The sequence below is a fragment of the Luteococcus struthionis genome, assembly GCF_048595755.1.
In the GTDB taxonomy this organism is placed as follows: domain Bacteria; phylum Actinomycetota; class Actinomycetes; order Propionibacteriales; family Propionibacteriaceae; genus Luteococcus.
Map to the genome: position 1 here is coordinate 3,046,184 of NZ_CP184360.1, position 22,927 is coordinate 3,069,110.

Below are 22,927 nucleotides of genomic sequence, written 5' to 3' on the forward strand. Positions count from 1 at the left end.
GCCCGGTGGATGCCCTCACCGGTTGGCCCCCGGATGTGACAGTGTGGGCTGCGGACGCCGTGCAGTGCGGCTTCCGTGCAGACACGTAGGTCCAGTGGGGAGTTCAGTCATGGCAACAGGAACCGTGAAGTGGTTCAATGCCGAAAAGGGTTTCGGGTTCATCTCGGTCGATGGTGGCCAGGAGGACGTCTTCGTCCACTACAGCGCCATCGACTCGACGGGTTTCCGTTCCCTCGACGAGGGTCAGGCCGTCGAGTTCGACATCGTGCAGGGCCCCAAGGGGAACCAGGCAGACAGGGTTCGCGCCCTGTGACCAGAGCCCTGTGACCAGCACAGGGACCAGCACAGGGAACTGACGCGGGTCAGCGTCGACCCAGTGGGCTCCGGGGAGCATTCCCCGGAGCCCACTCCTGTCCTTGGGCAGACCTGCTGCGGCATCATGGCGGCATGCCCCCACAACCGCAGAGCACCCCGCTCCACACCGAGGTGGACGGGCGGCCGCTCACCCTGACCAGCCTGGAGCGGCAGCTCTACTCGAACGGATTCAGCAAGGCAGAGGCCATCGACTACTACCTGCGCATCGCGCCGGTGATGCTCCCCCATCTGCTGGGGCGGTGCCTGACCCGGCGCCGCTTTCCGCAGGGCACCAGCGCGGAGTCCTTCTACGAGAAGAATGTTCCGGCCGGGGCGCCCGACTGGCTGGCCACCCAACGCGTCGATGCGGCCGACACCCCGGTGAACTATCCGTTGGCGGATTCACCCGCCACGCTGGTCTGGTTGGCCAACCTGTCGGCCCTGGAGATCCACGTGCCCCAGTGGCGGGTGGACGGCTTGGCAACCGGCGCAGCGCGGCCGCAGGAGCCGATCCCGTTGGAGGCCGAGGAACTGGTGTTGAGCGACCGTCTGGTCGTCGACCTTGATCCCGGCCCGCAGACCACCGTGGTCGATTCCGCCCGCGCGGCGATGGTGGTGGCTACCGAGCTGGCCCGCGACGGCATGGTTCCCTTCGTGAAGACCTCCGGCTCGAAGGGCCTGCAGGTCTTCGCCCCGATCGAACCAACCCCCTGGCAGCAGGTGGTGGCCCATGTGCGAGGTCTTGCCGAGTCCCTGGCCTCAAGGGCACCCGACCAGTTCGTCGCCGTGATGGCCAAGGACCAGCGCCCGGGCCGAATCTTCATCGACTACCTGCAGAACCGGGCGGCCCGCAACACCGTTGCTGTCTACTCCCTGCGGGGCCTGCCACGCGAGAGCGTGTCCACTCCCGTCACCTGGGACGAGGTGGCCGCCGTCGACCAACCGGACGCGCTGCGGTTCACCCCGGCCCAGGTGCTGCAGCGCGTCGAGGAGCACGGTGACCTGTGGTTCGAGTTGCTGCAGGAAACAATTGCTGCTCCTGTGCCGCGTCCGACTGGAACTGGCACCTACGCGCGTGGTGAGATTCATCCATGACCGATCACGACCGCTCAACACCCTCCATCGGTGTGTTCGAGTCGGACCGGCACGTCCGGGCCCACTACACTCTCGCGCCCCTGGCCTGGCTGGCCGGGTGCAGTGACGTCGGACAACGCCACGAGGTCAACCAGGATGCCCTGGCCCTGGGCGGCCGGGAGGACGACGACGGTCAGCAGGTGGCCGTGGTCTCCATCAGCGACGGTGTCTCGACCTCGCGGGGTTCCGAGCACTCGGCCGCCACCGCAGCCGAGGTGGCCTGCTCGACGATGGTGGCCATGCTGCGTTCCATGCCGCAGGCCGGGCAGGACCAGATCAACGCCACCCTGGTGGATGCCTTCGCGGCGGCCAACGATGCCGTCCTCACCCAGCCGAGCTCCTCGGGCGCCCCGGGCTCGTGCACGCTGATCACCGTGGTGCTGGCGGGCGGAGGGATCACCGTCGCCAATGTCGGTGACTGCCGTGCCTACTGGATCGGCGACGACCAGCAGGCCGAACTGCTCAGCGTCGACGATTCGGTGGCCCAGGCGCGCATCGAGCTGGGCATGAGCCGGGAAGAGGCAGAGCACGGGTTCCAGGCCCACGCGATCACCCGCTGGCTCGGCCCCGATGCCCAGGACGTGACCCCGCGGCAGACCACCCGCACCGTCACCGGCGCCGGATGGCTGTTGGTCTGCTCCGACGGGCTGTGGAACTACTGCTCGCCCAGTGAGCAGATGTCGACGCTGGTGCAGCAGACCGCCGAGGCCGCCGCGGGCGACGCCGCGAAGGCCTGTGAACGACTGGTGGAGTGGGCCAACCAACAGGGTGGGCGTGACAACATCACCGTCGCGCTGCTGCGGGTGCAGGGCGTCGCGAGCGCGGATCCTGTCGCCGTCTGAAGCACCGGGTAGGTTGGGTGCGTGGAAATCAAGATTGGCGTGAACAACATTCCCCGCGAGCTCAGCATCGAGACCGAGGCTTCGGCCGACGAGGTCGAACAGGCGCTGCGTACCGCTGTCAACGAGGGTGGCCTGCTCACCCTCACCGATGAGAAGGGTCGACGGGTGCTGGTGCCCGCCGCCCAGATCGGTTACCTCGACCTGGGCAAGGAACTCAGCCGCCCCGTCGGCTTCGGCTCCGTCTGATCCAACCCAGCCCGAGTCAAACCCGACCTGGGTTCAATCCAGCTTGGGTTCATCCAGCTTGGCTCAGTCGGCCAGGCCCAGATCCTTCATGCGCCGTGCGTGCATCGACGCCAAGCGGGTCATCAACTCGCTGATCTGGGCCAGGTCGTCGCCTCCCTGCCCATCACCGGTGAGCAGGGCAGTCAATTCGGCGTGCTGGGCCGAGACTCGCTGGGCCTGGCTCAGCGCCTCTCCCAGCAGTCGGCGGCCGTAGAGTGCCAGCCTTCCCCGGTCGTCCGGGTTCTCGGTCAGACACTGCTGCAGCATGGCACTCGGTGCCGAGGCCAGCTCCGCATCGTCGATCGAGCCCATCAGGATCTCGCGCAATTCGTCGTGGAGCTGCTCGGCCACCTGGTTGGCGAAATCATCCACCAGTCCGCTGATGATGCACAGCTTCACCAAGGCCTCGGCCCAGGTGCGCGGTTCGGTGTGTTGGTTGAAGGCGTCGATCGGTGCGGCGAAGGGTGTCATCGCCTCGTTGAGGCCGCTCCCCCGCGCGGCCAACGCCCCCTCCAGACGGTCGAGATGGCTGAAACGTTGCGCCGCGATGCGTGCCAGCACCAACTTGTCGGCCACGGCCTGTGCGGCGGCGGAGGAAGCCGCGGTCCGCTCGAAGGCTGCGAGTGATCCGTAGGCCACCAGTCCGAGCAGTTGCACCTCGGCCCTGGCCCCCGCGCGCTTGGCCTGCCGTGTCTGGCCGGTCGTCCCCTGTGTCTGACTCACGGCCCCAAGGCTAGCCTCACCGGCCATCGCCCGTCCGCCCACGGGGCGTGTCCTGCGCGGCTGCTGGGCCCACCGGGTAGCCTAGACACACTGCATGTCCTGTGCAGGGGGCAGGTCGAGCCCCGAGCCTGGCGCCCAGCCCCACCGCGGGCGGGTGCCGCCGGTAGCGGCCACCTGCGCGATCCGAGCCGGTCTGACGATCGGACGATGAGAAAGTCATGAACGGTGACAGAAGAACTGAATGCCGACGCCGAACGCGTCGATGCCCTCGTCGGTGACGACGTGGCCACCCCCGCGCCCGATGTCGAGACCACCTGGGACGACCTGGGCGTCATGCCCGAGATCCAGCAGGCGCTGGAGACCGTGGGCATCACCCACCCCTTCCCGATCCAGTCGCTGGCCATCCCGATTGCCGTGGCAGGCACCGACCTGATGGGCCAGGCCCGCACCGGCACCGGCAAGACCCTGGCCTTCGGCATCACCATCCTGCAGCGCAGCCTGCTGGAGGGCGACGAGGGCTACGAGGAACTGGCCATGCCCCCCGGCAAGCCCCAGGCCCTGGTGCTGTGCCCCACCCGTGAACTGGCCCTGCAGGTGGCCAAGGACCTCGAGGTGGCCTCGACCATCCGCAAGGTCCGTGTGCTGACCGTCTACGGCGGCGTCGGCTACGAGCCCCAGCTGGAGGCCCTCGAGCGCGGCGTCGACGTCGTGGTGGGCACCCCCGGACGCATCAAGGACCTCGCCGACCGCGGCGCGCTGGATCTGTCGTGGCTGCGGATGCTGGTGCTGGACGAGGCCGACGAGATGCTCGACCTGGGCTTCCTGCCCGATGTGGAACACCTGATCGCCAAGACCCCGGCCGAGCGCCAGATGCTGATGTTCTCGGCCACCATGCCCAGCGCCATCGTCGGGCTGGCCCGGGCCCACATGCACCAGCCGATCAATGTGCGGGCCGAAGGCCACGACGCGCAGGCGACGGTTCCCGACACCACGCAGTTCGTCTACCAGTCGCACAACCTGGACAAGCCGGAGATCATCGCCCGGGTCCTGCAGTCCAATGACGTCGACAAGGTGATGGTCTTCTGCAAGACCAAGCGCGCCGCCCAGCGGTTGGCCGACGACCTGGAGGACCGCGGCTTCGACGCCGCCAGCATCCATGGCGACCTCAATCAGTCGATGCGCGAGAAGGCGCTCAAGCGCTTCCGTGCCGGCGAGGTGAAGGTGCTGGTGGCCACCGACGTCGCCGCTCGTGGCATCGACGTCACCGGCGTCAGCCACGTCATCAACAACGAGTGTCCCGAGGACGCCAAGACCTATGTGCACCGCATCGGCCGCACCGGCCGCGCCGGCGCCAAGGGCGTGGCCATCACCCTGGTGGACTGGGCGGACATCGTGCGCTGGAAGGTCATCAACAAGGCCCTCGAGCTGGACTTCGACGACCCGGTGGAGACCTATTCGACCTCGCCGCACCTGTACTCCGACCTGGACATCCCCGAAGGCACCAAGGGTCGACTGCCCGGCGCGGTGCCCAAGGACCGTCCCAAGCGTGACGACCGTGGCCGCGGTGGACGCGGACGAGGAGACCAGGGCCGTGGAGACCAAAGCCGTGGCGAGCGAGGCACCGAGCGTCCCCGTGAACCCCGCAGCGAACGCCCCCGCCGCAGCCGTCGCCGCCTGAAGAATGGCGAGCCGGTGGCCGTCGACGGCAGCACCTCGACCACCCCGACGGCGGATGCCGGTGAGGCCAAGAACACCGAGCAGACCAATACCGTGGCCGTGGACGGCGAGCGCAAGCCCCGCCGTCGTCGCCGCAGCCGTGGCCGTGGGCGCAGCACCGGTGAAGGCACTCGGACTGGTGAGGGTGCCCAGACCGGTGAGGCTCCCAGCAGCGACAGCTGAGCGCACCGCAGTCGCCGAGACCAGCGCGTGACCCCTCGTCCCGCCGCCCGATCCGGGCGGCGGGACGACTGCTGTACAAGCCTCCACGGCGGGAGGACACTGGCCCCATGCCTCACTATCTGCAGCCGACCTTCTCCAGTACCCTCGCCGCCGCCCAGACGCCCCAAGTGGGCATGTGGGTGTGCTCCGGAAGCCCCCTGGTGGCGGAGATCTGCGCCGGCAGCGGTCTCGACTGGTTGCTCATTGACATGGAGCACGCCCCCAATGGCATCGAGTCGGTGCTGGCCCAGCTGCTGGCAGTGGGCGGCTACCCGATCCGACCCGTGGTGCGCATCCCGGTGGCCGACACGGTGCTGATCAAGCAGATCCTCGATCTGGGGGCCCAGGACATCCTGGTGCCGATGGTCAGCAATGCCGAGGAGGCCCAGTGCATCGTCGAGGCCGCCCACTACCCGCCGCGGGGGCGTCGCGGCGTGGGTGCCGCGCTGGCCCGCTCCGGGCGCTGGAACCGGGTGGACGGCTACCTGGAGCACGCCTCCGAGTACGTGGGCGTCCACGTCCAGATCGAGAACGCCGACGGCGTGCAGAATGCCGCCGAGATCGCCGCCGTGGACGGCATCGACAGCATCTTCGTGGGCCCGGCAGACCTTGCCGCCTCGATGGGACTGATCGGCCAGCAGGACCATCCCGACGTGGTCGCCGCCGTGCAGCACACCTTCGACGTGGTGCACGCCGCCGGCAAGCCGGTGGGGGTCAACACCTTCGAGACCGACGAGGCGCACCAGATGCTCACCCGCGGGGTGGACTACATCCTGGTGGCCGCCGACGTGGCCATGCTGGCGCGCGGGTCGGAGCAGATCGCTGCCGAGTTCGGCACCGAACGCTCCGACCGCACCCGACGCGCCTCGTACTGACGCCGAACGTCCGCCGGGCGGCCGGTCAGTAGTTCATCTGCATCGCCTCGCGCACCTCGGAGAGGGTCTGCTCGGCGATGGCATTGGCCTTCTCGTTGCCCGCGCGCAGCACGGCGCGCAGGTGGTCGGGGTTGGCGGCCAGTTCGGCGCGGCGGGCACGGATGGGCGCGAAGTGCTCGTTGATCGCCTCGGTGACCAGCTTCTTCAGGCCACCGCCGCCGGCGTCGCCCAGTTCGTCGGCGATCTGGACCGGGTCTCCCCCGGTGGCCAGCGCGGCGAGCATCACCAGGTTGCTCACCTCGGGGCGGTTGACCGGGTCATAGCTGATGTGGCGGTCGGAGTCGGTCTTGGCGCGCTTGATGAGCTTGGCGGTCTCGTCCGCGGTCATGCCGATCTCGATGGTGTTGCCCTTGGACTTGCTCATCTTGGTGCCGTCCAGGCCCAGGATGGCCGGCGCCGGGCTCATCAGGGCATCGGCCTGCGGGAAGACCGGGGCCTTGGCGTCGACGCGGCCGTAACGTTCGTCGAAGCGGCGGGCGATGACGCGGGTGATCTCGATGTGCGGCAGCTGGTCCTTGCCGACCGGCACGAGGTTTGCCTTGCAGAACAGGATGTCGGCGGCCTGGTGCACCGGGAAGGTGAGCATCAGTCCGCTCATCGGGCGGTGCGGGTTGTTCGCCATCTCATCCTTGACCGTGGGGTTGCGGTGCAGCTCGGGCACCGTGACCAGGCTCAGGAAGGGCAGCATCAGCTGGTTCAGCGCCGTCACCGAGGAGTGGGTGAAGATGGTGGACTTCTCGGGATCCATGCCGCAGGCGAGGTAGTCGGCCATGCCGTTGAGCACATTGTCCTGCAGCGTGCCCACACCATCCCGGTCGTAGATCACCTGGTAGTCGGCGACGATCAGCATCGTCTCCACGCCCAGGTTCTGCAGCCGCACACGGTTGCTGAGCGAGCCGAAGTAGTGCCCGATGTGCAGCTTGCCGGTGGGCCGATCGCCGGTGAGGATGCGGTACTTGCCGGGGTTGACGGCAATGTCGGCCTCGATCTGACGGCTGCGTTCCAGCGAGTGGTTGAGGGAGGCGTCGGTGATCTCCTCGGAGAGCACGTCGGCCGACTGCTCCGGCTCGGTCTGCTGCTGGTTCTGGCTCATGGCTTCCTCTCGTCGCGCCGGACGGCTGCCCCCGCGCACGCAAAAGGGCCGCCGATTCCGGCAGCCCTGGTCTCTTCACATGATCTGGTCGATCACCGCATCGCTCGGCTGCCGCAGGGCAGCCACCACTGAATGGGTGTCATCAACATGTGCCCACCCTAGCGCAGACGCGGCGCCGCCCGTCGGGGCGACGCCGCGTCGGGCAGTCAGGCTGCCTTGCTCAAGCTGGATGCGTGGTTCAGGCGGGATGCTTTGGGCTCAGGCGGGAGCGGTGCCGCCACGCAGGCGGATGCGACGCAGCATCTCGCGGTAGGCGGTGGCGCGGGTGTTCTCGCCGCCCAGCGGATTGTTGCGCTTGCCCAGGCCGTGGTAGTCCGACGAACCGGTACGGATGAGGCCCAGACGCCCACCCAGGGCGAAGAGCAGCTCACGCTGACGCTCGTCGTGGTCGGGATGGTCCACCTCGATGCCCTCCAAGCCGTGCTCGGCGATGAGCCGCTGGATGACCTCCGCGGTGAGCAGGGCCTCGTTGCCGCGGGCCCACGGGTGCGCCAGCACGGCGATGCCCTTGGCGTCGTGGATCAGGTCGATGGCGGCGCCCAACTCGCAGGCGTAGCGGGGCACGTAACCGGGCTTGTCCTCGCGCAGCCACTTGTCGAAGGCCTCGTCACGGTCGGCGACATAGCCCTTGGCGACCAGGGTGTCGGCCACGTGCGGGCGGCCGATCGACGGCGAGGCGCCGGCGGTGGAGATGATGTCGTCCACCGTGATGGGCATGCCGAGCTCGGTTATGCGCTCCGCGAAGGACTTCAGGCGTCCGGTGCGTGCCACCCGGATCTTGGCCAGCTCGTCCACCAGGGGACGATGGTAGGGGTCGCAGCCGTAGCCCAGCAGGTGCACGGACCGTCCGTCGAGTTCGGTGGACATCTCGATGCCGCCGAGCACCTTGACTCCGATGCGCTTGCCGGCCTCGATCGCCTCTGGAATGCCGTCGAAGGTGTCATGGTCGGTCAGTGCGATGATGTCCATGCCCACCTCCATCGCCTTCAGGACCAGACGGGTGGGGGTGTCGGTGCCGTCGGAGACAGCCGAGTGGGTGTGGAGATCGATCCGCATGGTCATATCATGCCCGACGCTTCTCCCGTTCGCCACGAGCGTGGCCCTGCTTCTGAGACACCAGCGCGCCAACCCGACACAATGGGAGCCATGGAGATCACCTCACGCCTCGACTTCCCGGCAGACCCCAAGACCGTCTACACCATGATGACCAACAAGGACTGGCTGGAGGAGCTGGTGAGCCGTTCCGAGGCCACCAGCCACACCATCGACGTGGCCGGCACCACCACTCGGATCCAGATGTCGCTGCCCGCGCCGCAGGAGGTGGCGCGTTTCGTCGGCAGTGCCCTGAAGCTGAACCAGACCATCGAGTGGGGCGAGCCGGCCGCAGACGACTCGCGTGAGGGCACGCTGGTCATCGAGGTTCCGGGCATGCCCGTCCAGATGAATGGCAAGGCCCGGCTCTACCCCGGCGGCAAGGGCACCGTCGTCGACTACACCGGCGAGCTGAAGGTCAACATCCCGCTGATGGGCAAGAAGGTCGAGCAGCAGGCCGCGCCGCACATCAAGGACGCCATCGACGCGCAGCAGGCCGCCGGCGACGACTGGCTGGCCGCGCGGAACTGAACCCCTCGACAGGCTCGGGGATCGGAAGAGAACCCGGCTCGGGGACCGAGCCCTCGGTTCAGTCGGCCTCGATGAAGACGTCCTCGCCCACCAGGGGGCGGACCTCGTCGACGCTGGCGGGGGTGGCGACGACGTGGTCCACGTCCTCGTCGTCATCCTCGCCGGCGAAGCGTTCCTTGATGAGCGCCACCTCGAAACCGGCCTGGTCGATCGCCTCGGCGGCCTTGATGGCCTCGTCCTCGTCGTCGAAGTGCATTCGGGAAACCATCAACTTGCCGCCTTCTTCTTGTCGTCCTTCTGCTGCGATGTGTCGGCCGCCGCGGCACGTCGTGCCTTGGCCGCCTCCACCGAGGCCTTGAGTGCCGCCACCAGGTCGACCACCTCGGCCCCGGAGTCACTGGTCTGCTCGTCGGCCTCCTCCACCGGGACGCCGGCCAGCTTGGCCTTCACCACCTCTTCCACCGCCTCGCGGTAGGAGTCGGTGAAGTCCGCGGGATTGAAGTCACCCTCCATCTGGGTGATGAACATCTCGGCCATGCCCACCTCGGCCTCGCTGGCCTTGACCTCCTGCGACGGGGCCGCAAAGGAGTTGTCGCGCACCTCGTCGGGCCACAGCATGGTGTGCAGCACCAGCAGATCGTCCTTGGGGCGGATCAGCGCCAGCGATTCGCGGCTGCGCAGCGCCACCTTCACCACCGCACACTTGCCCGTCTTGCGCAGCGCGTCGCGCAGCAGGACGTACGGCTTGGCGCCCGGCCCCTCGGCCTCCAGCACATAGCTCTTCTCGTAGTAGGTGGGATCGATCTCGTCCCAGTCGACGAACTGCACCACGTCGACGCTCTTGGTGCTGCTCAGCGGCAGCTGGTCCAGGTCTGACTTGTCCAGGATCGCGAGGCGCCCGTCGGCAGCCTCGTAGCCCTTGCCGATCTCGGAGTACGGGATCTCCTTGCCGCACTTGTCACAGACGCGCTTGTAGCGGATCCGCCCGCCATCGGCCGGATGCACCTGCTTGAAGGAGATGTCCTTCTCCTCGGTGGCCCCGTAGAGCTTCACCGGGATGGTGATCAGGCCGAAGGAGATGGCGCCCTTCCACAGTGATCGTGGCATCTCAGACCTCCTGTCGCGCCGCCAGCTGCGGCAATTCCTCGGCACCGTGCCACAGCAGATCGCCCTCGCGCACCAGCCGCTGCACGGCAGCGGTCTCCCAGGCCTGGTCCAGGCTCATGCCCTGCACGGCAGCGGCCGCCTCCGGCTGCTCCCGCTCGTCGGCGAAGACGCTCTGCACCTGCCGCAGCGAGAGTTCGCGCAGCTGCACTCCCCCGTTGTGGGCCTCGTCCCCGGCGGCAACCTGTGCGGCGGGAACCTCGGCCGCCAGCACCAGTCGTTCGCCGTGCGTGGCCAGACCCCAGACGGAGGCGAGCACCATGCAGGCGTACTCGGCGCCCTCGTCGTCGGCCGCGGACAGGTCGAGGGTGTCCAGCAGCTGGGCGTTGACGGTGAAGGCCTGACAACCCTGCAGCCGCCCGTCGCGACAGAGGCTGGCGGCCTGCCCGGTGCTGACCGGGGCCAGGACGAGTGTTGTGCTCATGCCCCAAATCTAGCGACCCGGCGCAGTTGTCCACAGATTTCGCCACGCCCCTTCCCGGGCAGGGTCTCCCCGGTGAGGCTGTCGGCATGAAACCAACCACCGTCCAGGTCCGGGGGCAGCTGGTGCGGCTGTCCGCCCCACTCCTGCCACGTCCCACCCCTTCGAGACCGGAGCAGGAGGCGCTACCCCTGCCCGAGCTGCCCGCCCCAGCCACGCCCCGTCCCCGCGCTCGCCAGGACCAGGTGGACCGGCTGGTGCAGGTGATGGGCCGCGCCCTGCTGGAGACCTTGCAGGGGCGTCGCAGCCCCGGTCAGGCCAGCCACTGGATGACGGAGGACTGCCACCGCCTGCTGATGGCCTGGGCCCGGCAGCGTGACTGGAGCCGCACCGCCATCGCCTCCGTCCGGTCTTGTCTGGTGAGCCCGCAGGTGGTGGAGGCCAGTGTGCAATTGCATGACCAGCACCACTTCTGTGCGCTGATGCGCCTGGAACACGGCTACGGCCGGTGGCGCATCACCGTCTTCCAGGTGATGCTGCCACCGGCCGTAGCGGCGCGATGCGCGTGACGGGCTGACCGCCCGGGCCCTACTTGGCGCCGTGGCAGAGCTTGAACTTCTTGCCGGAACCGCACGGGCAAGGAGCGTTGCGGCCGACACCGGCGTAGGGATCCTCCTCGGGGGCGGCTCGACGGGCCTGCACCTCACCCTGCTCGTCGGGAGCGCTGTAGGTCAGGTTCTGTGCGCGTCGGGCGCCCAGCCCCTTGGCCTCGATCTGCGGCGCGGCCTTGCCCAGCAGGCTGTCGACGTCGACGGCCTGACCGTCCTCGCCGGTCACCAGGCCCACCTGCGGGGTCTGGTTCACCTGCACCTCCAGGTTGAACAGGAAGCCCACGACCTCCTCCATGAAGGCGTCCATCATGGCGTTGAAGAGCTGTCCGCCCTCCCGCTGGTACTCCACCAGCGGATCGCGCTGGGCCATGGCGCGCAGCCCGATGCCCTCGCGCAGGTAGTCCATCTCGTAGAGGTGCTCACGCCACTTGCGATCCAGCACCGTCAACAGCACCTGGCGCTCGAGCTCACGCATGTTCTGCTCGCCGAGTTCCTCCTCGCGCTCGTCGTAGGCGCCCATGGCGTCCTCGATGAAGGCGTCGACGATGGTCTGCTGGTCCTGCTCGTCGGTCCATTCCTCCTGCACCAGTGCCACCGGGTACAGGGTGCGCATCTCGTTCCACAGGGACTCCAGGTCCCAGTCCTCGTGGAAGCCCTCGGTGCGGGCGCGCACCAGGCCCTCGACGACGCGCTTGGTGGTGTCGCGCAGCTGCTGCTCGACGTCGGCGCCCTCGAGCACCTTGCGACGATCGGCGTAGATGGCGTGGCGCTGGCGGTTCATCACGTCGTCGTACTTCAGGACGTTCTTGCGGATCTCGAAGTTCTGCGCCTCCACCTGCTTCTGGGCGCTCTCGATGGAGTTGCTGATCCACTTGTGCTCGATCGGCTGGTCGTCGGGCACCTTGAGCGAGACCATGGCGCGCTCCACCACGTCGGCCTTGAACAGGCGCATCAGGTCGTCGCCCAGGCTCAGGTAGAAGCGGGACTCGCCCGGGTCACCCTGACGGCCGGAACGACCACGCAGCTGGTTGTCGATGCGGCGCGATTCGTGGCGTTCGGAGGCCACCACGTACAGGCCGCCAGCCTCGGCGACCTCCTCGTGCTCGGCCGCCACCTGCTCCTCGATGGCCGCGAGGGTCTCGGGCCAGGCGGCCTCGTATTCCTCGGGGGTCTCAACCGGGTCCAGCCCCTTGTTGCGCAGCACCTGGTCGGCCAGGAACTCGGCATTGCCACCGAGCATGATGTCGGTGCCTCGACCGGCCATGTTGGTGGCCACGGTGACGGCGCCCTTTCGGCCGGCCAGGGCAACCACGGCGGCCTCGCGCTCATGGTGCTTTGCGTTGAGCACCTCGTGAGGCACATTGGCGCGGGTCAACAGCTGGGAGATGATCTCGCTCTTGGCCACCGAGGCGGTACCGATCAGCACCGGCTGACCGCTTTCATGACGCTCGGCCACGTCCTTGACGACGGCCTCGAACTTGGCCTGTTCGGTGCGATAGATCAGGTCCTTCTGGTCGATGCGCTGCATCGGCTTGTTCGTCGGGATGACGACGACACCCAGGCCGTAGATCTTCTGGAACTCGCTCTCCTCGGTCTTGGCCGTGCCGGTCATGCCCGAGAGCTTTTCGTACATGCGGAAGAAGTTCTGCAGGGTGATCGTGGCGAGCGTCTGGTACTCGTCCTTGATCTCGACGCCTTCCTTGGCCTCGAGCGCCTGGTGCAGGCCCTCGTTGTAGCGACGGCCGATCAGGGTGCGGCCGGTGTGCTCGTCGACGATGAGCACCTCGCCGTCCATGATCACGTAGTCCTTGTCGCGCTTGAACAGCTCCTTGGCCTTGATGGCATTGTTCAGGTAGCCGATCAGCGGGGTGTTGGCGCTCTCGTAGAGGTTGGCGATGCCCAGCCGGTCCTCGACCTTCTCGATTCCCGAGCCCAGCACGGAGACGGTCTTCTTCTTCTCGTCCACCTCGTAGTCGACGTCGCGCTCCAGCCGCTGCGCCAGCTTGGCGAATTCCGGGTACCACTCGTGGTTGTCCTCGGCGGGGCCGGAGATGATCAGCGGGGTACGGGCCTCGTCCACCAGGATGGAGTCCACCTCGTCGACGATGGCGAAGTAGTGGCCGCGCTGCACACAATCGTCCAGGCTGAGCGCCATGTTGTCGCGCAGGTAGTCGAAGCCGAACTCGTTGTTGGTGCCGTAGGTGATGTCGCAGCCATAGGCCGCGCGTCGCTCGGCCGGATCCATGTTGGCCAGGATCACGCCCACGCTCAGCCCCAGGAAGTGGTGCACGCGCCCCATCTGCTCGCTCTGGTAGCGGGCCAGGTAGTCGTTGACCGTGACCACGTGCACGCCCTTGCCGGTGAGCGCATTGAGGTAGGCCGGCATCAGGGCGACGATGGTCTTGCCCTCACCGGTCTTCATCTCCGCGATGTTGCACAGGTGCAGGGCGGCACCGCCCATGATCTGCACGTCGTAGGGGCGCTTGCCCAGGACGCGGTTGGTGGCCTCGCGCACCGCCGCGAAGGCCTCCGGCATCAGGTCGTCCAGGCTCTCGCCGTCGGCAAGGCGCTGCTTGAACAGTTCGGTCTGGCCGCGCAGCTCGTCGTCGGACATGGCGACGAAGTCGTCCTCGATGCTGTTCACCTGGTCGGCGATCTTGGCCAGCTTCTTCAGCGTGCGGCCCTCACCTACGTTCAGCAGGCGATCCATGAAGCCCATGTGGTCGATTCCTTCTTGCCGATGCTCGTGGGCGCACAGACGCCCTGGTTGCGTGGTTCCCGAGTGGTCGTGCCGCACGGACACTGACCAGACCCTGCCCATCCTAGGGGGTCACCGGAACCGCACCCGTCTTGCCGGGCGCGGCTAGGGCTTCCTTCCGGGCCACAGCGGCAGGTCTCCCCTGGGTTCGGTCTCGATGCGCGCCAGGCCGAGCCAGCCCGCCAGCTGCTCGAGTTCCTGCCACAGCTCCCGGGCCACGTGGCCGGCCTCGTGGCTGGTGCCGGGCTCGTACCAGGCGGCCTTCACCTGCAGCACACCCCTGGCGCGGTCTGCCTTCAGGTCCACCCGGGCGGCGAACTCCTCGCCCAACAGGAAGGGATAGACGTAGTAGCCATGGCGACGGCGGGCCTGCGGGACGTAGATCTCGATCCGATAGTCCAGGTTGAACAGGGCCAGGGCGCGGGAACGTTCGAAGACCAGTGAGTCGAAGGGGCTGATCAGGGCCCGGGCCTGGATGCGACGTGGGATCCGGGACTGGCCGTCCCCCGTCCACAGCCAGGTGCGCACCGGCCATCCCTCCACCGCGACCTCCTCGAGTTCCCCCGATTCGGTGAGCTGGGTGATCGCCGCACGGGTCTCGGCGCGGCCGAGGCGGAAGTAGTCGGCCAGGCACTTCTCGCTGCCAACGCCCAGCGCCCGGGCCGCGCGGCGCACCAGGACGACATGGGCCTGCTCGTCGCTGGGGGTTGGCGCATCGACGACGGCTCGCGGCAGCACGCGTTCGGGCAGGTCATAGCGCCGTTCGAAGGACTGGTTTCGGCTGGCGGCGGTGACCTGGCCGCTCCAGAAGAGCCATTCGAGGGCCGCCTTGGTCCGCGACCAGTTCCAGCCCCAGTGGCTGCGCTCCCGGTGCTCGTCGTGCTCGATCTGACGGGCGGTCACCGGCCCCCGTTCGACGACCTGGCCCAGCACCCACGAGACCAGCTCCGGATCCTCCGCCTGCACCCTGCGCATCCCGCCCCACGCCTCGTCGGCGGCGCGGGCCATGCGGAAGCGCAGCGCCGGTTGCAGGGTAACGTCCACCAGGCTCGCAGCGTGGCCCCAGTACTCGAACAGGCGTCGGGGAGCCGTGCTGCTGGCCCGGGTGAGCAGCTCGACGTCGTAGGGCCCCAGCCGGCTGAACAAGGGGAACTGGTGTGCTCGGGCGACGACATTGATGGTGTCGATCTGGAACTGCGCCAGCCGTTCGATCTGGCGCTGCACGTCTCGCATGGTGACCGGCCGGTCCGGGCGTGGCCGATCGAATCCCTGGGCGGCGAGGGCGAGCCGCCTGGCCTGGCCCGCGGTGAGCCGGCGCATCACTGCCCCATCAGGGTGAGCAGGTGGTCGACGCTGCCGACATGCGGCAGGTCGGCGATCTCGGCCACGCTGAACCACCCCGCCATGTCGCTGCTGCCGTCAGTCTCGAAGGCCAGTTCACCACCGGTCACAGTGCCAGCGTGGAAGACCTGCACCACCCGCAGCGGCCGATGGGAGGGGTGGAGCCGGTCCGCGGCGGACACCTCGAAGGTGCGCACGCCCAGCAACCGTCCCACCTCCACCTGGTAGCCGGTCTCCTCCTGGAGCTCCCGCGCGATGCCCTGGGGAATCGTCTCGCCGAACTCGATGCCGCCGCCCGGGCAGGTCCAGGCCGGCGTGTGGCCACCCACCCATCGGCTGAGCAGCACTCGACCCTGCGCGTCGCGTACCAGGGCATAGCCGGCCAGCCTGGTGTCGTAGTCGGTGTAGTCGAGCATGTCTTCGAGACTAGTGCGTGCCCCCGACCCGCCCTCCTGACCCGATCCGTGCCCCTGCGCCTGATCCGCGCCCCTGGACCTGAGCCACCCGGGCGTGCGACCGGTGCCGGTGCTCCCGCGCTGACGGCCAGTAGGCTCGTCGCATGGCCAAGAAACCCCGTATCACCGTCCTGCAGCCCGAAGCCGATGTTCCCCTGGAGCGGTTCGACGCCTGGCTGCGCGAGGACGTGCGCCTGACCGTGATCGACCTGGCCACCAAAGACGTTCCGAACCTGGAGACGATCGGCGACGGCCTGCTCGTGCTGGGCGGGCGGATGAGCGTGGAGTCCGACCACCGGTGGATCAGCCAGGTGGAGGACCTGATCGCGGACGCGCACGCCATCGACGTCCCCATCCTGGGCATCTGCCTGGGCCACCAGTTGGCGGCCCGAGCCCTGGGCGGCACGGTGGCACTCGCCCCCGACGAGGGCAGCGAGGAGGGCCCCGTCGAACTCGAGTGGCTGGCCGGCGCAGTGGACGACCCGGTGCTCGGCGAGGCGGCCCGTCATGGTGGGCCGATGCCAGCCAGCCACCACGACGTGGTCAGCGAGCTTCCCGAGGGAGCCGTCGAGCTGGCACGCAGCAGCACCTGCCCCAACCAAGCCTTCCGGCTCGGTTCCGTGGTGGGCGTGCAGTTCCACCCGGAGGCCAGCCCCGAGCTGATGCAGTACTGGTGGGCGCAGGAGCACAAGAGCCGCGCCACGACCATGCTCGACCGGATGCGTGCCGTCGACCACCTGGTGGAGCCCGCCAGCCGCAGCATCGCGCGAGGATTCACCCAACAGGTGGTGGCCAACGCCTGACCACCTGGCTGCGGGAGCCCGTCGGCACACGACGAGGCCCGCACCCCCTCGGCGGGAGATGCGGGCCTCGGACGTGACTTGGGCCTCAGGCCTGGCTCAGGTGGATCACGCCGTAGTCATAGCCCTTGCGGCGGTAGACCACGCTCGGCTTGCCGCTGTCGGCGTCGAGGTACAGGAAGAAGTCGTGCCCGACCAGCTCCATCTCGTCCAGGGCCTGTGCCAGGGTGAGCGGAGCGGAGGTGAACTCCTTCTCACGCACCACCAGCGGACCGTCACCGGTGACGGTGATCCCGGCCACGTTCTTGGTCTCGGGGCCGGTCTCCTCCGGGGTGGGCAGCGGTTCGAGCGCCGCCACCACCTGGTGTGCCCGCAGGCCGCGATGGTTCTTGCGGCGGTCGCTGGCGCGGCGCAGCTGGGTCTTCAACCGGTCCATGGCCTTGTCGAAGGCCACCATCTTGTCGTCGGCGTACGCCTCGGCGCGCACCACCGGCCCCTTGCTGCGCAGTGTGATCTCGCACAACATGTTGTCGTGAGGGTTGCCCTTGGACTCCTCAGAGGTGAACTCGACCTCGATGCGGATGACGCGGTCCCTGAGTTTCTCCACGCTTGCCAGCCGCTGGGTGACCTGCTCGCGCACGGCGTCGCTGATGGTGCAGTGGCGTCCGGTGACGACGATGTCCATGGTGATCCTCCTCGATCGGTGAGGCCCGCACGCAGCAGGCCCCGTCAATGAACATGGCACGGACCGCAAGGACTCCCGGAATCGAGTCCAGAAGTGCTTGTCTGCCGTGCCATAACCACACGTTACCGCTTATCAGAGGCAATTCAAGGGATGTTCGGCAAATTGCTCGAATGCCATTGGACCGTGCTTGGGGGCCCGGCTGGGATGGGCCACGACGGCGCCCGCCACGGGGCTCCAACCGGCCTCCGCCAGGGCCCTGGCAGCCTCCGCCAGACTGGCCCCGGTGGTGCTGATGTCGTCCACCACGATGACCTGTCGCCGACCCCGTGCCGCGCGAGCTCGCATGCTGCCCACCTGGTTGTGGAAGCGCTCGATTCGTCCCAGGCCCGACTGGTCGGCGACCGAGCCCACGCGACGCAGCGCCGGCAGCACCGAGATCTTGCCCCACCCTTCCTCGTGTCGCAGCACGGCAGCCGCCTGCCGGGCCAGCACCACCCCGTGGTCGTAGCCACGCTGGCGCACCTGCCGGGGCGAGGACGGCACCGGCACCAACAGGGGCGGCGCGTCGGGGCACGAGTCGCGCTCGGCCAGGGAGGCGGCCAGCCGCACCGCCAGGGCCAGTCGGGCTCCCAGTACCGGGGCCAGGCTCCACGCACCGCGATCCTTGTGGGCGCTCAACAGGTTGCGCAGCGGATCTCGGTAGTCACCCGCCGAGGCCACCCGGCCGGTCAACCTGCCCGCCCCACCCAGGTCTCGGGCCCACCGGGCCGGTTCGTCGATCGCCGCTCGGCACCCGGCGCACAGGCCCAGTCCGGGACGCTGGCAGCCCGGGCAACACGCCCCCAGCAGTAGATCGGCAAGTTCGTCCAGCACTCCCCCAGCCTCGCCCGCCTCCTGCCCGGGCACCAGCGTGTCCGGCCGGGCTGTGGACAGATCCTCGGCCCGTCGAAGCTGTGGACAAGGTCGCGTCCGCGAACCGCCAGCCAAGTGGCGCTCTCCTCAGGAAGGAACCGCCAGACCCTGCACTTCCTGGGGAAGGATCTGCCATCGCCAGGCCGACTCGTAGCGCAGCACCTGGCCGGTGCGGTCGCGCAGCAGCGCCACTGCCCCGTCGTCCTGCGGCCTGGTGACCAGCTCCACCAGTTCGAGTTCCCCGGCCGGGCCGACGTCGTCCACCTGGGAGCCGTCGGCGCTGACCAGGTAGGCGCTGGTGCGGGATTCGGCACGCTGCGAGGCCAGCACCATCAGCTGCTCCGCACCGGTCCACCCGACGTCGAGCACCTGGTCGAGGGCCAGCTGCGACACCTGCAGCGGAATCACCCGCATCCCGTCGACCTTCTCCCCGTGGAGCCGCAGGACCGCGAGCTGCGTCGTGCTGCCGCGGCGCAGCACCACGGCCAACCGCGTCTGCTCCGGCGAGACGGCGAGCGCCTGGATGGTGGCACCCTTCAACTCGGGCACCTCCACCGGCTGCAACTCGGCGGAGTCCGGGACGCTGCGACGCAGGGCGCGTGAGGCGTCCCCGCCCACGCTGGCCCACACCACGCCCGTGGTGGTGACCACCGGATTGGTGATCTTGTCGGCCCGCAGCCGCAGGGTCAGCGAGTCGCGGCCCAGCCTGCTGCTGTGCAGCGTGGTGCCGTCCTGGTTGACCACCGCGATGGTGGAGCTGGTGGACGAGACCGCCAGTTCCCCCGCCCGTTCGCCCCAATCTCCAGCGCCGAGCCTGCCGCCCAGCACGGAGAAGGATCCCTGGTCGTCGAGCCGCCCCACACTGCCGTCGACGACGGCGAAGGGCTGGTCGTCACCGGCCAGGGGCACCGGGGGCAGCCCCGGCAGGTCCTCGATCGGGATGGGAGCCGCCAGGCCGTGCACCGGGGTACCCCAAGGGCGGCCCTCCACCAGCACCCGCACGGCATTCACCTCGGGGAAGGCCTTCAAGGTCCACCCCAGTTGCGCCATCACCTGCACCCGCGCCCGGTCTGGCAGGGCGGTGAGCTCGCCGTCCAGGGGCACCTCGGCCACACCGTCGCTCACCGTGACACCGCCGGTCCCCAGCCTGGTACCGGCGGGGATGGCGGTCGAGACTGCCGGGGCGAACCAGTCGGAGGGGCCGTGGAGCAGTGCCCGCACCGCCTCGCTCGGCCCCGCCGGGTTGCTGGCCAGCCAGACCCGCTCCGGCACCAAGGTGCTGGACCCGGGCGTGAGGAACCACACCGAGGTGGGCGAGAATCGGTTGACCAGCGTGTAGTGGCTCACCAGCAGCCCCGGAGGAGGGTTGCTGATGCGCCACTGACCGTCCACCTGCTCCATCGTGAAGTCACGCCGCAGCATCCGGCCCGTCACGGCCGTGTAGTGCCCCTGCGCGTCGAGCGAGCCCACCACCCGGGCCTGAATCCCGGCGGTGGTGCTGCCCGGGATGCTGCTGCGGGTGTCACCGTCGAAGACCGTCACGCCAGCCGCCGGCCGCCAGTCGCGAGCCGCCTCGGGGGTGAGGTACTGCCGCGCGACGGTGAAGCCCGGCTCCAGTGATGCCATGGCGTCCAGGTATCCGGCCAGTACCGCATCGGGCGAGGCGTCGCGCTGCGGGGGCACCGGGCGCACCTCGACGCCCTTCTTGGCGTGGGTCTGGTTGGGAGGAGTCACCCGTTCCACCGCCCCCTCGGTGGGAACGGTGGCGCATCCGGTCAGCAGCAGGCACAGCACCAGCGATGCCGAGACCAGCCCCGGCCGCCATCGCTTGGTCACGGCACCTCCCGGGGAACCAGCGGCAGCGGGCTGCCGGTCAGCGGCTCGCCCTGCACACGTGGCAGGGTGAGCAGGAATTGGGCACCGCGTCGCGGCCGCCCCCAGGCCCGCAGGGTGCCGCCGTGCAGGGTGGCATCCTCAAGTGCGATCGCCAGCCCCAACCCGGTGCCGCCCACCGCGCGGGTGCGGCTGGGATCGGCCCGCCAGAAGCGACGAAAGACCTGCTCGGCCGCGTGCGGCGGCAGGCCCACCCCGTGGTCGCGCACCGCGACGGCCACCGCCGATTCGTCCACGGCGATGCGTACCTCGATGGGTCTTTGCTCGGCATGCTCGATGGCATTGGTCAGCAGGTTGCGCACGATGCGCGTGATGCGTCGGCCGTCCACCTCTGCCAAGGCGCTGGGCGGGTGCCGGAACTCGACGCTGCAGCCCTGGCTGGCGGCAAAGGCACGCTGCGCGTCGATCTCTCGCGCCACCAAGCCCACCAGGTCGGTCTCCTCCGCCGTCAGCACCGCGGCGCCCGCGTCGAAGCGGCTGATCTCCAGCAGGTCTGCCAGCATCGCCTCGAAGCGTTCCAGCTCGTCGTGCATCAACTCGGTGGACCTGGCGGCGAAGGGATCCATCTGGTCACGGCTGTCGTGCAGCAGGTCTGCGGCCATCCGCACCGTGGTCAGTGGGGTGCGCAGCTCGTGCGAGACGTCGGAGACGAACTGTTGTTGCACCCGCGACAGGTTCTCCAACTGGCCGATCTGGCTGGTCAGCTCCGCGGCCATGTTGTTCACCGAGGTGCCCAGGCTGGCCAGGTCATCGGTGCCGCGCACCGCGACCCGTTCGTCGAAGTTCCCGGCGGCGATCCGGGAGGCCGCCACCGAGGCCTCCCGCACGGTCCTGACGACGTGGCGCGAGACCAGCCAGGCGATGAAGGCCAGTGCCACGAGCAGGAAGATGGTGGTGGAGGTGATGGCGCCGCGCAGCAGGCGCAGCGTCCGCACCTCGTTTGACTGGGGGAAGACGAAGTAGATCGGGAAGCGTTCCGTGCTGGAGGGTGCCTGCAGCGTCGCACCGATCGCCAGCCCCGGCTCGTCCTGCAGCGCCGGATCGGCCCAGTCGACGGTGGTGGGGGTGACGAACATGCCCTCCCCCTGGGCGACGGCCTGCACCAGCGAGTCCGGCACGCTGCGCTCGGTGATGGCCGGGGAGACGAAACGAGAGACCGGCCCCTGGATCACCACGTGGTACTGGTTGGGCTGCGACCCTGCCTCGTCGGCCAGCTGGTTGAGCCGCTCGTACAGCGAGGCGGTGCGCAGGTCGCTGGTGCGCAGTTGGGTCTGCATGCGTTGCAGCGCTGCCGAGGCCTCGGCCACCGAGGTCTGTCGCTTGGCCTGCAGCACCCCGTCGCTGGCCTGCCGCATCAGCACGATGCCACCCATCGCCATCACGAGCACGGATCCAGCCAAGGTCAGTCCGATGACCCGCAGCGGCAGCGACGACCACCACCAGCGCGAGAGCCTGTCCATCCGGGCTGCTCAGGAGGTCTCGCCGGCGCGATAACCGACGCCACGCACCGTCACCACGATCTGGGGATGCTCGGGATCTCGTTCGATCTTGGAGCGCAGACGCTGCACGTGCACGTTCACCAGCCGGGTGTCGTTGGCGTGGCGGTAGCCCCAGACCTCCTCCAGCAGCGTCTCGCGGGTGAAGACCTGGCGCGGCTTGCGGGCCAGCGCCACCAGCAGGTCGAATTCCAGGGGGGTCAGCGCGATCGTCTGGTCTCCGCGACGCACCTGGTGGCTGACGGTGCTGATCGTCAGGTCGCCGATCCTGATCAGGTCGTGGTCGGTGTCGTCGGCCAATCGGCGCAGCCGGGTACGGATGCGCGCCACCAGCTCCTTGGCCTTGAAGGGCTTGCTGACATAGTCGTCGGCGCCCGCCTCCAGGCCGGTCACGACGTCGATGGTGTCGCTCTTGGCGGTCAGCATCACGATCGGCACGCCCGATTCGGCGCGGATGTCTCGACAGATCGAGATGCCGTCGCGGCCTGGCAGCATCAGGTCGAGCAGCACCAGATCGGGCCGATGCTGGTGGAAGGCGTCCAGCGCCTTCTCTCCCGATCCGCACCACGCGGTCTCGAATCCCTCGCTGCGCAAGACCATCTGGAGCATCTCGGCCAGAGCCGCATCATCGTCGATGACGAGGATGCGGTTTCCCCCGTGACTGTTCTCCACTTGTCCACCTCCTGCGGCCCGCCCCTGAACGGCGGGCACGCGTCCACGCGCCATGGTAACGGTTTGATTAAGCCGCCCCGACGAGCCGGTTCAGTTCGACTCGGGATCTTCAGCCCACGTGGAGAAAAAGGACAGGTCACCGCCCTGGCGGCGCAGCACCCGTCGCCACAGGTCCTGCGGGTCGACGCCGAAGACATCCTCGTCGCGAACCGGAACCCGGTGCCAGTCGCCCCGCATCAGTTCCCCCTCGAGCTGTCCGGGTTCCCAGCCGCAGTAGCCCGCGAAGATGCGCAGGTCGGCATAGGCGCCGGCGGCCAGCTCCACCGGGGTGTCCAGGTGCAGCAATCCCAGGTCTGCGTGGAAGCGGCGCCAGCCGGGTGGTTCCTCGCCGGTGGCCGAGAGCTTCGCGACGCAGACGGCCCCGGCCGGTGAGACAGGGCCGCCCTCGAACAGGACCTGGGGCGGGCAGACCAGATGCTGCCAGTGCGGCAGCACGTCTGCCAGGTCGGTCTCGGAGAAGCGATTGAGGATGACGCCCAGCGAGCCCGACTCGTCGCTGTCGAGCAGCAGGATCACCGCCTGGTGCCAGTAGCCGCCCAGGGCATCGGCTCGCGCCACCAGCAGCTCGCCGGCGCGGGGTCGGTTGGGCATCCTCACCATTCCAGTCTTGCACGCCCTTCCTGCCGTCCCCAGTCCCCACTGGCCTCCCGGCGCGGATGACGTGCGCCAGCC

24 protein-coding genes are annotated in these 22,927 nt (G+C 68.8%); 9 read left to right on the top strand and 15 right to left on the bottom strand.

The features are described 5' to 3' along the window. Nucleotides 1–109 precede the first annotated feature (109 nt). The 4 genes from ACOAMO_RS14175 (at nt 110) to ACOAMO_RS14190 (ending at nt 2,576) form a co-directional block, all read left to right on the top strand. Nucleotides 110–313, top strand: coding sequence for a cold-shock protein (locus ACOAMO_RS14175; protein WP_420175389.1), 204 nt, complete (start codon nt 110–112; stop codon nt 311–313). A 134-nt stretch (nt 314–447) separates the two neighbouring features. After that, nucleotides 448–1,449 (top strand): non-homologous end-joining DNA ligase, encoded by a 1,002-nt coding sequence (ligD, locus tag ACOAMO_RS14180; RefSeq protein WP_420175390.1) that lies wholly within the window; start codon nt 448–450, stop codon nt 1,447–1,449. Continuing rightward, nucleotides 1,446–2,330 (top strand): PP2C family protein-serine/threonine phosphatase, encoded by an 885-nt coding sequence (locus tag ACOAMO_RS14185; protein WP_420175391.1) that lies wholly within the window; start codon nt 1,446–1,448, stop codon nt 2,328–2,330. The genes ligD and ACOAMO_RS14185 overlap by 4 nt, the downstream gene beginning before the upstream one ends. 21 nt (nt 2,331–2,351) lie before the next feature. Further along, on the top strand, nt 2,352–2,576 hold the full coding sequence (locus tag ACOAMO_RS14190) for a DUF3107 domain-containing protein (RefSeq protein WP_420175392.1): 225 nt from the start codon (nt 2,352–2,354) through the stop codon (nt 2,574–2,576). A 63-nt stretch (nt 2,577–2,639) separates the two neighbouring features. On the opposite strand, the gene ACOAMO_RS14195 is transcribed toward ACOAMO_RS14190, so the two are convergent. Next, complete coding sequence (locus ACOAMO_RS14195) at nt 2,640–3,338, bottom strand: ferritin-like fold-containing protein (RefSeq protein ID WP_420175393.1); 699 nt, start codon at nt 3,336–3,338, stop codon at nt 2,640–2,642. 333 nt (nt 3,339–3,671) lie between these two features. On the opposite strand from ACOAMO_RS14195, the gene ACOAMO_RS14200 reads away from it, so the two are divergent. Both ACOAMO_RS14200 and ACOAMO_RS14205 read left to right on the top strand, forming a co-directional pair. Beyond that, on the top strand, nt 3,672–5,237 hold the full coding sequence (locus tag ACOAMO_RS14200) for a DEAD/DEAH box helicase (protein ID WP_420177058.1): 1,566 nt from the start codon (nt 3,672–3,674) through the stop codon (nt 5,235–5,237). A 107-nt stretch (nt 5,238–5,344) separates the two neighbouring features. After that, on the top strand, nt 5,345–6,151 hold the full coding sequence (locus ACOAMO_RS14205) for an HpcH/HpaI aldolase family protein (protein ID WP_420175394.1): 807 nt from the start codon (nt 5,345–5,347) through the stop codon (nt 6,149–6,151). A 25-nt stretch (nt 6,152–6,176) separates the two neighbouring features. Here the strand turns inward: ACOAMO_RS14205 and trpS are convergent, their stop codons facing one another. Further along, the gene (trpS, locus tag ACOAMO_RS14210) at nt 6,177–7,304 is read right to left on the bottom strand and encodes a tryptophan--tRNA ligase (protein WP_420175395.1); all 1,128 of its coding nucleotides are present in this window, start codon (nt 7,302–7,304) and stop codon (nt 6,177–6,179) included. 258 nt (nt 7,305–7,562) lie between these two features. After that, nucleotides 7,563–8,420: a PHP domain-containing protein gene (locus ACOAMO_RS14215; protein WP_420175396.1), complete on the bottom strand. Its 858-nt coding sequence runs from the start codon at nt 8,418–8,420 to the stop codon at nt 7,563–7,565. Nucleotides 8,421–8,510: 90 nt separating this feature from the next. Between ACOAMO_RS14215 and ACOAMO_RS14220 the strand changes: the two genes are divergently transcribed. After that, entirely contained in the window at nt 8,511–8,987 is a 477-nt protein-coding gene (locus ACOAMO_RS14220; protein WP_420175397.1) for a DUF2505 domain-containing protein, read from the top strand. Between the two features lie 58 nt (nt 8,988–9,045). Here the strand turns inward: ACOAMO_RS14220 and ACOAMO_RS14225 are convergent, their stop codons facing one another. Genes ACOAMO_RS14225 through ACOAMO_RS14235 form a run of 3 tightly spaced genes read right to left on the bottom strand, consistent with a single transcriptional unit; the run spans nt 9,046 to nt 10,575 of the window. After that, the gene (locus ACOAMO_RS14225) at nt 9,046–9,255 is read right to left on the bottom strand and encodes a hypothetical protein (protein WP_420175398.1); all 210 of its coding nucleotides are present in this window, start codon (nt 9,253–9,255) and stop codon (nt 9,046–9,048) included. Beyond that, nucleotides 9,255–10,094 carry a Ku protein gene (locus ACOAMO_RS14230; RefSeq protein WP_420175399.1) on the bottom strand — a complete coding sequence of 280 codons (840 nt, stop codon included), beginning with the start codon at nt 10,092–10,094 and terminating at the stop codon, nt 9,255–9,257. The genes ACOAMO_RS14225 and ACOAMO_RS14230 overlap by 1 nt, the downstream gene beginning before the upstream one ends. A 1-nt stretch (nt 10,095) precedes the next feature. Continuing rightward, nucleotides 10,096–10,575, bottom strand: coding sequence for a DUF6912 family protein (locus tag ACOAMO_RS14235; protein WP_420175400.1), 480 nt, complete (start codon nt 10,573–10,575; stop codon nt 10,096–10,098). Nucleotides 10,576–10,661: 86 nt separating this feature from the next. Here ACOAMO_RS14235 and ACOAMO_RS14240 point away from each other — a divergent pair, with 86 nt between their 5' ends. Beyond that, nucleotides 10,662–11,141, top strand: a complete 480-nt coding sequence (locus tag ACOAMO_RS14240; RefSeq protein WP_420175401.1) for an Rv3235 family protein — start codon at nt 10,662–10,664, stop codon at nt 11,139–11,141. Between the two features lie 19 nt (nt 11,142–11,160). Here the strand turns inward: ACOAMO_RS14240 and secA are convergent, their stop codons facing one another. The 3 genes from secA to ACOAMO_RS14255 form a co-directional block, all read right to left on the bottom strand. Then, nucleotides 11,161–13,893, bottom strand: coding sequence for a preprotein translocase subunit SecA (gene secA / locus ACOAMO_RS14245; protein ID WP_420177059.1), 2,733 nt, complete (start codon nt 13,891–13,893; stop codon nt 11,161–11,163). A gap of 153 nt (nt 13,894–14,046) precedes the next feature. Continuing rightward, nucleotides 14,047–15,261, bottom strand: a complete 1,215-nt coding sequence (locus ACOAMO_RS14250; RefSeq protein ID WP_420175402.1) for a winged helix-turn-helix domain-containing protein — start codon at nt 15,259–15,261, stop codon at nt 14,047–14,049. Next, nucleotides 15,261–15,698: an NUDIX hydrolase gene (locus ACOAMO_RS14255; RefSeq protein WP_420175403.1), complete on the bottom strand. Its 438-nt coding sequence runs from the start codon at nt 15,696–15,698 to the stop codon at nt 15,261–15,263. The genes ACOAMO_RS14250 and ACOAMO_RS14255 overlap by 1 nt, the downstream gene beginning before the upstream one ends. A 143-nt stretch (nt 15,699–15,841) precedes the next feature. On the opposite strand from ACOAMO_RS14255, the gene ACOAMO_RS14260 reads away from it, so the two are divergent. Beyond that, nucleotides 15,842–16,540, top strand: coding sequence for a type 1 glutamine amidotransferase (locus tag ACOAMO_RS14260; protein ID WP_420175404.1), 699 nt, complete (start codon nt 15,842–15,844; stop codon nt 16,538–16,540). Nucleotides 16,541–16,625: 85 nt separating this feature from the next. Here the strand turns inward: ACOAMO_RS14260 and hpf are convergent, their stop codons facing one another. From hpf to ACOAMO_RS14290, 6 genes are all read right to left on the bottom strand, one after another. Beyond that, nucleotides 16,626–17,222 carry a ribosome hibernation-promoting factor, HPF/YfiA family gene (gene hpf, locus ACOAMO_RS14265; protein WP_420175405.1) on the bottom strand — a complete coding sequence of 199 codons (597 nt, stop codon included), beginning with the start codon at nt 17,220–17,222 and terminating at the stop codon, nt 16,626–16,628. Between the two features lie 132 nt (nt 17,223–17,354). After that, nucleotides 17,355–18,095 (bottom strand): ComF family protein, encoded by a 741-nt coding sequence (locus ACOAMO_RS14270; protein WP_420175406.1) that lies wholly within the window; start codon nt 18,093–18,095, stop codon nt 17,355–17,357. A gap of 126 nt (nt 18,096–18,221) precedes the next feature. Further along, complete coding sequence (locus ACOAMO_RS14275; protein ID WP_420175407.1) at nt 18,222–19,970, bottom strand: GerMN domain-containing protein; 1,749 nt, start codon at nt 19,968–19,970, stop codon at nt 18,222–18,224. Continuing rightward, the gene (gene mtrB / locus ACOAMO_RS14280) at nt 19,967–21,427 is read right to left on the bottom strand and encodes an MtrAB system histidine kinase MtrB (protein ID WP_420177060.1); all 1,461 of its coding nucleotides are present in this window, start codon (nt 21,425–21,427) and stop codon (nt 19,967–19,969) included. The genes ACOAMO_RS14275 and mtrB overlap by 4 nt, the downstream gene beginning before the upstream one ends. Nucleotides 21,428–21,496: 69 nt before the next feature. Further along, entirely contained in the window at nt 21,497–22,195 is a 699-nt protein-coding gene (gene mtrA / locus ACOAMO_RS14285; protein ID WP_420175408.1) for an MtrAB system response regulator MtrA, read from the bottom strand. 90 nt (nt 22,196–22,285) lie between these two features. Then, nucleotides 22,286–22,846 (bottom strand): YqgE/AlgH family protein, encoded by a 561-nt coding sequence (locus ACOAMO_RS14290; protein WP_420175409.1) that lies wholly within the window; start codon nt 22,844–22,846, stop codon nt 22,286–22,288. Nucleotides 22,847–22,927 lie beyond the last annotated feature (81 nt).